Origin of the sequence: Dehalobacter sp. MCB1, assembly GCF_003590275.1 — a bacterium.
Lineage (GTDB): Bacteria > Bacillota > Desulfitobacteriia > Desulfitobacteriales > Syntrophobotulaceae > Dehalobacter.
The window spans coordinates 81,041-90,698 of the sequence record NZ_LXPC01000006.1; the positions used below are offsets into that span (position 1 = coordinate 81,041).

The 9,658-nt window shown below is 45.1% G+C and carries 3 protein-coding genes; all 3 read left to right on the forward strand.

Translation table 11 applies throughout. The annotated features are described in order from the left end of the window. Positions 1-97 precede the first annotated feature (97 nt). A complete protein-coding gene (locus A7K50_RS04030; protein WP_119774716.1) occupies positions 98-1,969 on the forward strand; it encodes an ABC-F family ATP-binding cassette domain-containing protein in 1,872 nt (623 codons plus the stop codon). A gap of 91 nt (positions 1,970-2,060) precedes the next feature. Beyond that, the gene (locus A7K50_RS04035) at positions 2,061-3,680 is read left to right on the forward strand and encodes an ATP-binding cassette domain-containing protein (RefSeq protein WP_119774717.1); all 1,620 of its coding nucleotides are present in this window, start codon (positions 2,061-2,063) and stop codon (positions 3,678-3,680) included. A 259-nt stretch (positions 3,681-3,939) separates the two neighbouring features. Then, on the forward strand, positions 3,940-9,658 hold a 5,719-nt coding region (locus A7K50_RS04040), incomplete at its 3' end, for a right-handed parallel beta-helix repeat-containing protein (RefSeq protein WP_119774718.1).

Sequence of the window (9,658 nt, forward strand, 5' to 3'; positions counted from 1 at the left end):
AGGTGCGATATGATATCTTTAACATTGGCTGCCTTTGCAAGGAGTTATTTTACCGCGAGAATGCGAAACTATTTTTAGCCAGTGTGAGGTGCTTCATTTGATTCTATTATCGGCAGAAAAGATTACGAAAAGTTATAGTGAGAAAAAACTCTTAAAAGATATGTCTCTGTTCATTAATGAGGGAGATAAAATCGGTGTGATCGGGACCAATGGCACCGGGAAATCGACTTTTTTAAAGATCATCGCTGGGATTGAAACGCCGGATGCCGGTACGGTAACGATGGCTTCCGGCGTCAGGATCAGTTATCTTCCGCAAAACCCCATATTCGGTGAACATCTGACCGTTCTGGAACAGGTATTTCTGGGAACCTCAGCCGAAGTCCGGGATTTGATGGAATATGAAGCCAAGTCCATTCTAACCAGGCTGGGTATTACTGATTTCTCGCTGGATGTCAGCCTCCTGTCTGGCGGAGAAAAGAAACGCGTTGCGATCGCGCGTACATTGGTCAAACCTAGTGAAATCCTGATTCTGGATGAACCGACCAACCATTTGGACAATGAGATGGTCCTTTGGCTGGAAAATTATCTGCGGAAATACAGCGGAGCGATGATCATGATCACGCACGACCGCTATTTCCTTGACAGGGTGACCAACCGCATGGTTGAGATTAGCCAGGGAAACCTCTACAGCTATCCGGCGAATTATACCAAGTATTTGGAGCTGAAAGCCCAGCGCGAAGAAATGGAAATCAGTACGGAAAGAAAAAACAGCAGTCTCTTCCGAAGAGAACTGGAGTGGATTAGCCGCGGTGCCAGAGCCAGAGGGACGAAAAGCAAAGAACGGATTGAGCGTTTCAGACAATTAAGCGAGAGAGAGAAACCGGCAACGGGGGAGAAGCTGAACCTCAGTTCGGTGGCATCCCGCCTTGGTAAAAAGACCATTGAAATGAACCATATCGCCAAATCCTATGCTGGAAAAATGCTGATCCGGGATTTTGACCATATCATCCTGCGTGACGCCAGAATAGGCATTGTTGGCAAAAACGGCTGCGGCAAATCGACCCTGTTAAAAATGATCATGGGCTTGATTGAACCGGACAGCGGGACGATCGTTACAGGGGAAACCGTCAGGATCGGTTATTTTTCACAGGAAAGCGAAGAGATGGACCCCTCTCAGCGCGTCATCGCCTATATTCGGGGTATTGCCGAAAACATTGAGACGGTGGACGGAACCGTGACTGCCACGCAAATGCTGGAACGCTTCCTGTTTCCAGCTGATTTACAGTGGAATACCATTGCCAAGCTTTCCGGCGGCGAACGCAGACGACTTTATCTGCTCAGCGTGCTGATGAAAGCCCCGAACATCTTGCTGCTCGATGAGCCTTCCAATGATCTGGATATTGAGACGCTGAGCATTCTGGAAGATTACCTGGAGAACTTCAGCGGTGCTGTGGTCGTCGTCTCCCATGACCGTTATTTCCTAGATAAAGTTGTAGACCGAATCTTTGAATTCCAGGAAGATGGAACACTGCGGCAGTATGTCGGCGGTTATTCCGATTATCTGGAACAAATCACAGATAAGGGCAGAGAAGAAAAAAATAGTTCTAAGAGAAACAGTCCTTCAAGTGGTTCAAGTACTTCAAATACTTTAATCACTTCAAACAACATGGACATTTCAGACCAATTTCATTGTACTGATCCCCAGGGTGAAACCGCCGAACCCAGGAAAAAATTGAAGTTTACCTACAAGGAAGAACAGGAATACGGAAAGATCGAAGAAGAGATTGCACAGCTCGAAGCAAACTTGCGTACACTGGATGAAACCATTTCGCGGGAGACCAGTAACTATGCCAAATTGCAGGAATTGCTTTCCGAGAAAGAAGCGCTGGAATGTGCCATTGCTGGCAAGATGGAACGCTGGATCTATCTGAACGATCTTGCTGAAAAAATTACTGCTGCGAAATTATAATCCTTCGACAAACATTGATTACGTATGTTATAATGACTACTTGATTGTATTATAATGGCGACTTGGTTGCACGAATAAGGATGGTAAAAAAATGATCAGTACGACTGGAATATCTCTTCGTTACGGCGGACGTGCTTTATTTGAAAACGTCAATATTAAATTCATCCCCGGGAACTGTTATGGACTCATCGGCGCCAACGGCTCCGGCAAATCGACCTTTTTAAAAATTCTCTCCGGTGAGATAGAAGCCAATAAAGGAGATGTCTCGACTGACCCCGGCGAAAGAATCGCTGTCTTAAAGCAGAACCATTTTGAATTTGACGAAGTTGAGGTCTTGAAAACCGTCATGATGGGCCACAAAAGGCTCTGTGAGGTTATGGATGAAAAAGAAGTTCTCTATGCCAAACCCGATTTTTCCGAAGAAGACGGCATGAAGATCGCCGAACTGGAAGCGGAATTTGCGGAAATGAACGGCTGGGAAGCTGAATCCGAAGCGGCAACCCTCTTAAACGGACTCGGTATTGGCGAAGAGTACCACGATAAAAAGATGAAGGAACTCGACGGCAATGAAAAGATTCGGGTCCTTTTGGCCCAGGCCCTATTTGGAAGTCCTGATATCCTGCTGCTGGACGAACCCACAAACCACCTCGACATTGCCTCCATTACCTGGCTCGAAAACTTTCTGTATAACTTTGAGAACACCGTCATCGTCGTTTCTCACGACCGGCACTTTTTAAATAAAGTCTGTACGCATATTGCGGATATTGACTTCGGTAAAATTCAGCTTTATGTCGGCAACTATGACTTCTGGTACGAATCAAGCCAGCTGGCACTGAAGCAGATGCGCGACGCCAATGAAAAGACGGAAGCCAAGAAAAAAGAATTGCAGGAGTTTATCCAGCGCTTCAGCGCCAATGCTTCCAAGTCCAAACAGGCTACATCCCGTAAAAAGCTTCTTGAGAAGCTGACCCTGGAGGACATCCGGCCGTCATCCCGCAAATATCCGTTTGTTGATTTCAAACCGGACAGGGAAGCAGGGAACGACCTGCTGGCCGTAAACGGAATCAGCAAAGAAGTAGAAGGGGAAAAGATCCTGAACAACGTCTCATTTATTGTCAGTAAAGGCGATAAGATCGCGTTCGTAGGTCCTAACGGTCTGCCCAAGACATCCCTGTTTAAAATATTAATCGGGGAAACAGCTGCCGACAGCGGAGACTTCAAATGGGGCGTTACCACATCCCAATCCTATTTTCCAAAAGACAACGCGGCTTATTTTGACGATGTTCATCTGAGCCTAGTCGACTGGCTCAGACAATATTCCGGTGACCAGACCGAGACCTTCGTCCGGGGCTGGCTGGGCAGAATGCTTTTCTCCGGCGAAGAAGCGCTGAAGGAAGCAGCCGTGCTTTCCGGAGGCGAAAAAGTCCGTTGCATGCTGGCTAAAATGATGCTTTCCGGCGCTAATGTGCTGTTGTTTGACGAGCCGACCAACCACCTCGACCTGGAATCCATCACTGCCTTAAATGACGGATTGATCAATTATAAGGGGACAATTCTGTTTGTGTCACATGACCACCAGTTTGTCCAGACCGTGGCCAACCGGATTATCGAAATCACGCCGAACGGGATCATCGACAAGCAAATCACGTATGACGAGTATCTAGAAAGTGAAGATATTCAGGCGCTGCGCAAGAAGATGTACGAGATGTAGGCTATTTTATTTCCAAATATAAAATGTAAAGTGGCAGAAAAAATTGATGCTGTTCATCGTTTATTCAGACGATGGACAGCATTTTTATTTTTGAGCAATTTGACTTTTTGGGTCGAATGTACTATTTGCTTGTGATAAATTCCCTATTTAACCAAAAATAATAATATAGTATAATTTGGAAATATAAATATATTTTTACATTTTTTTTATTGCTTTGTGATTGAATTTAAAGAATTTAGTTAACGAAGGAGGAAGAAAAGTGAAAACACTGCGTTCAAAAATATTATTCCTAATGTTAGCCGGCTGTTTTATTCTTCTGCTTAAATCACCTGCAGCCTATGCGGCAACGATCACCGCGCCATCTTCGATTACAGCAAATACGACCTGGACCAGCGACAATGTTTATGTGGTGTCATCTACCACAGTTCAGCCAAATGTGACGCTGACTATTGAGCCTGGAACCGTCGTCAAATTGAACGCGATTAACAGCAAACTTGTAATTAAAGGCACACTGAATGCACTCGGATCAGACACGAATCAAATCGCCTTTACGTCGATCAAAGATGATACATATGGCGGAGACACTAATAACGACGGAACAACAACGACCCCGTCCAAAGGCAATTGGCTTTGCCTTGAGTCATATTCCGGCGGAAATATAAATTTATCCTATTGTTGTATTCGTTATGGCGGCTATATAAATTCTCAGGTGTACAGCACAGGAGGAAGCCTGAATATCAGCAATTGTGTTGCAGAACTCAGCAACACCAGAGGTATTGAGACGAATGGCACAGCCAGTATCACAAATACACAGGTGTCAAATTGTACTTCATCTGGTATTTATGTTAAGAATAGTTCCCCGACCCTATCCGGCAATACCATCAGCAGTTGCTCGTACGGTATCTATATGGCTGACGGCAATATTCTAGTAACCAATAACAATATTTCAGCGTGTTCATATGGCATTTATGTGCTAAAAGGAACACATACCTTTTCCGCCAATACAATCACGAACAGCAGCACCTCAGCCATAGCAATTGAAAATGCAATATGTACAATTATGAATAATAGCATTTCTCAGTGTCCAAATGAGGCTATACGCTATGTGAATTCGCCCCGAGTACTAACAGGAAGTATAACTGGAAATACATTTGATAACTGCAAAGATTTCCTGGGGTTTCGGTCAAGCTTAATGGCAAGCTTATTCCCAACATTGACATTGAACAATAACACGCAGACTAACTGTACGTATGATGGCATATATGTTTATGCGACGATAGGATCTCAAACGCTGCCCTTATATCAAGTCCCGTATATTGTCGAAAATTTAGGTATAGCTACTTCAAGTACGGTGGAAATTCAGCCGGGGACAATATTTAAAATTTTACATGATAAAATCATTAACGTTAAGGGAACTGTAAATATTAATGGTAATTCCCAAAACCCTATTGTCTTTACATCCATCAAAGATGATACAAACGGTGGAGATACCAATAACGACGGTACCCAAACTTCAGCAATGGCCGGGGATTGGTGGGGAATATCTATTGGAGAAAATGCACAGCTCATTGCTAAGAATGCTAAGTTTCTGTATGGACAAGAAAATGTATCTGCGTTTAAAGCATCAAAAATTGACGTTCGTAATTGCGAAATAGGATACGCGGACTATAGAGGAATTTCTATAAGTAATTGTAATAATGCTGTAGTCACCGACACCAGCATACACGATGGTGGTATTATTGCAGGAATAGAATTAACAAATTCCAACTCAATGGTCCTAAGAAACAGCTTTTACAACAATAATAAAGGGATATACTTAACTCCGTCTGCAAATCAAACCCAAATTATGTTTAATCATTTTTATGATAATGGTATAGGCATTTATCAGTTTACACAAGAAGCCACTGAAGCAACGATTCAGTTCAATAACTTTAATAATAATACGTATGGTTATAAAAATTACAGTGGTACTGCGGATATCCAATACAACTGGTGGGGAGATGCTTCTGGTCCAGCGCCCACAGGAACCGGCGACGAAGTTTATCATGGCGATGCCGACCCCTGGCTGAAATCAGAATTTATCGTGCCCGAATCCGAATTCTATTTGGGCCAGCAACACTGGGACTTCCAATGCAATGATCCTGTAAACGCAGTATCGGGGAATTTTACGTATGAGAAAACAGACATTACGATACCAACCATTGGTATGCCTTTACAGTTTACCCGCTACTATAACTCACAGGATACCAGCACTTCAGGCCCTCTTGGACAGGGCTGGCAGCATAACTATAACTGTACCGTCACCATCAATCAGGACGGTTCGGCTACAGTTCTGTATCCGGACGGCCACCAGGTGAAATTTGCTTCCAGCAGCGGGACTTTCATCCGGCCTCCAGCCTGTTTTGAAAATCTGACCGAGGTTACAGGAGGCTATGAACTGACCTTTAAGGATCAGACTGTCTATGAATTTGATTCTTCCGGCAAACTTTGTGCAATTAGGGATAAGAATGGTAATAGAACGACCCTGACCTATAACGGCTCCCTTCTGCAAACCGTTACAGAACCAACTGGGAGAACCCTGCAATTTACCTATTATCCGGATAACAAACTCCAGCAAGTGACCGATCCGGCAGGCCGGACTCTGATCTTTACGTATGATACGTCGGGAAACCTTGAAACAGTGACCGATGTAAACACAGGGGTATGGCAGTACAGCTATAATGGAAGCTATCTCTCTACAATCACCGATCCCGAAAATAATGTGACAGTTAACAACACCTATGATGCCCAGGGACGAGTTGTTTCCCAGCTTGATGGAGAAAACAATCAGACTGTCTTTACCTATGATCCCGTAAACAGACAAAATACCGTCACAGATGCCAAACAAAACAGTGCGGTCACTCAATATGATCCCGCCAACCGGATCACTTCGATTATTTATCCTGGAGGGATTACCGAAACCTTCACCTATGACGGCAATAACAACCGAATCAGCGTTACCGACAAGAATGGCAACACGACCGTTTATACGTATGACGATATGGGCAATATGCTGACCAAGACGGATCCCGTACCATTGAGTTATGTCACAACGCTGACTTATGACACAAAAAACAATCCGGTTACAATCGTTGATGCAGCCGGTTATACCACAGATATGACGTATGATACAAATGGCAACCTGCTGACCGTATCACGTGAGGTTTCCGGTCAAACCGCCGTAACCACGATGACTTATAATCCATACGGACAGGTCATTAGCATCACAAATCCCAACAACGGCGTAACACAATACACCTATGATACGTATGGTAACCGCATTTCCCAGACTGACCCGCTTGGCCTCATTACCACCTACACTTACGATATCCTGGGACGCAAACTGACGCAGGTTGATCCACGCGGCAATGTTCAGGGGGGCAATCCGGCCGACTACCAGTACACCTACACTTATGATCTCGCCGGTAATATGCTGACCATCACTGATCCCTTGGGAGACGTCATTACAAACACCTATGACCTGAACAACAATCTGCTGACGATCACCGATCCGAAAAACAATATAACGACCTACACCTATGATGGTAACAACCGCCTGCTGACCGTTCAGGATGCACTAAACAATGTGACGACCTATACCTATGACGCGAACGGCAACAGGGTCTCCGTTACAGATCCGTTAAATCATACAATAACCTATGGCTATGATCCGCTTGACAGGCTGATATCAGAAACCAATGCGGCAGGGAAGACCGAAAGCTATACCCTGGACGGCAACGGCAACAAGCTGACGGTTACAGACCGGAATAACCATACCACGACTTATGTGTATGACGTCTTAAACCGCAATACCCAGATCACCAATCATTTAAATAAACAGATTACCGTCCAGTATGATCCGCTTGGGAACAAACTGAGTGTCACGGATCAGCGCGGCAACACAACATCCTACACTTATGACCAGAATTCCAAAGTGCTCACGGTGACCGAACCGGGTAATCAGGTAACCACCAACACGTACGATCTGGCTGGAAATATGCTGACAACGACCAATCCGCTGAACCAGGTCTGGACCTTTGTTTATGATGCAGATAACCGTCTGATCGAAACCATAGATCCGTTGCTTCATTCTACAACCGTTGGGTATGATGAAGCCGGGAATGTGATTCTGAAGACCGATGCCAACAACAAGAACATCACGTATACTTATAACGCCTTAAACCAACTCATGTCAGTGACAAATGCCTTAAACCAAGTCACGAGCTACAGCTATGATGAGAACGGCAATTTGACCGCCGTCACGGATGCCAACAACCATACCTCTGCGCTAGGTTATGATGAACTTAACCGTAAAATCAGTGAGACTGACGCCTTAAACAATATCTACAGCTGGGCTTATGATGCGGCGGGAAATATCATCAGCTGGACCAAACCTGACCAGTCCGCAGTCAGCTACGCGTATAATTCCCTGAACCAATTGACTACAGTCACTTATCCGGATCTCAGTCAGGTCACTTATACCTATGATGACGCTGGCAGCAGACTGTCAATGACGGATCAGCTTGGAACAACCACCTATACCTATGACGATCTTGACAGACTTGCCTCGATCATGCGGGGAACCAATACCGCAAGCTTTGGCTATGATGATGCAGGCAACCTGGCATCCATCACCTATCCCGGCGGACTGCAGGTGACGTACGGCTATGATGCAAGAAACCTGCTTACTTCCGTCACAGATACAGCCAATACGACCACAATCACGTATGATGCGGCTGGAAATCGGATTGGTGAATCACTGCCGAACGGTGTTACCGTCACATACGAATACGATGACGCAGGAAGACTCACCCTTGTCGAACATGTCCTTGGCGGAACAACGCTCACCAAAGCAGCCTACACGCTGGACAATGTCGGAAACCGGCTTACCGAAACCGATGAATTGAACCAAACGACAACCTATACCTACGATGACCTGTACCAACTGACCAGCGCCATTTATCCCGGCGGTCAGACAGTGAATTATACGTACGATCCGGCAGGCAACAGAACGCTAGCCGGAACAACCGCCTACACGTACGATGCGGCCAACAGAATCACTCAGGCCGGTACGGATATCTACACGTATGATGTAAACGGAAACCTAACCGACATTAACAGCACAAAGCTGTACAATTACGACGCGCTGAACCGGCTTGTCTCTTATACAGATGGAACAGACACGATTAATTATACCTACGACGGAGACAGTAACAGGCTGACTCAGACCGTTACAGGTCAAAACCCTGAGAATTATTCTTACTTTAACGTCCCACTCGGAGGATTATCCAAGGTCCTGGTAGAATTAAACAGCGGAGAAAACTATATCTACGGCGGCAGACCTCTGTACCGAAACTTCACAAGCGATACGATTTTCTACCATAACGACGGCCTCGGCAGCACCCTGAAGGTCACAGACATCTCAGGAAATATCTTAAACAGCTACAAATATGATGCCTATGGAGAATTAAGAGCATCAAATGTAACTGTAGACAACGACATCCTCTTTGCCGGTGAATTCCAGGATGCCAACGGTCTGATCTACCTCAGAGCCAGATATTACGATCCGAATGACGGAAGGTTCCTGACGCAGGACAGTTATTTGGGAGATGCAAAAAACCCAATAACGCAGAACCGGTATGCATATGGGAACAATAACCCGGTGATTTATATTGATCCAACGGGGCATGTGGCTATATGTCCTTGGGATGTCATTGATATGATGCTGGCATCTTATAGTTGGACACAGCTTATCGAAGATCCTAACCTAGATCATTTTTTAGTAGCGTTAGCGGATACGCTGGGATTGTTCCCGGGGGTTCCATCATACACCTTACTAGTGGGAATGAATCAAGCTCTAAGGCATTCGGATAATTTTGCTGAATTTAAGGTAGCTTTGGATGAATTTCTGGTAACTAAGGGGGCGACTGGTGCCGAAA

Coding starts and splice junctions, on each gene's coding strand:
- A7K50_RS04035 (WP_119774717.1), top strand. CDS start 2,061: ATGATCAGTACGACTGGAATATCTCTTCGTTACGGCGGACGTGCTTTA.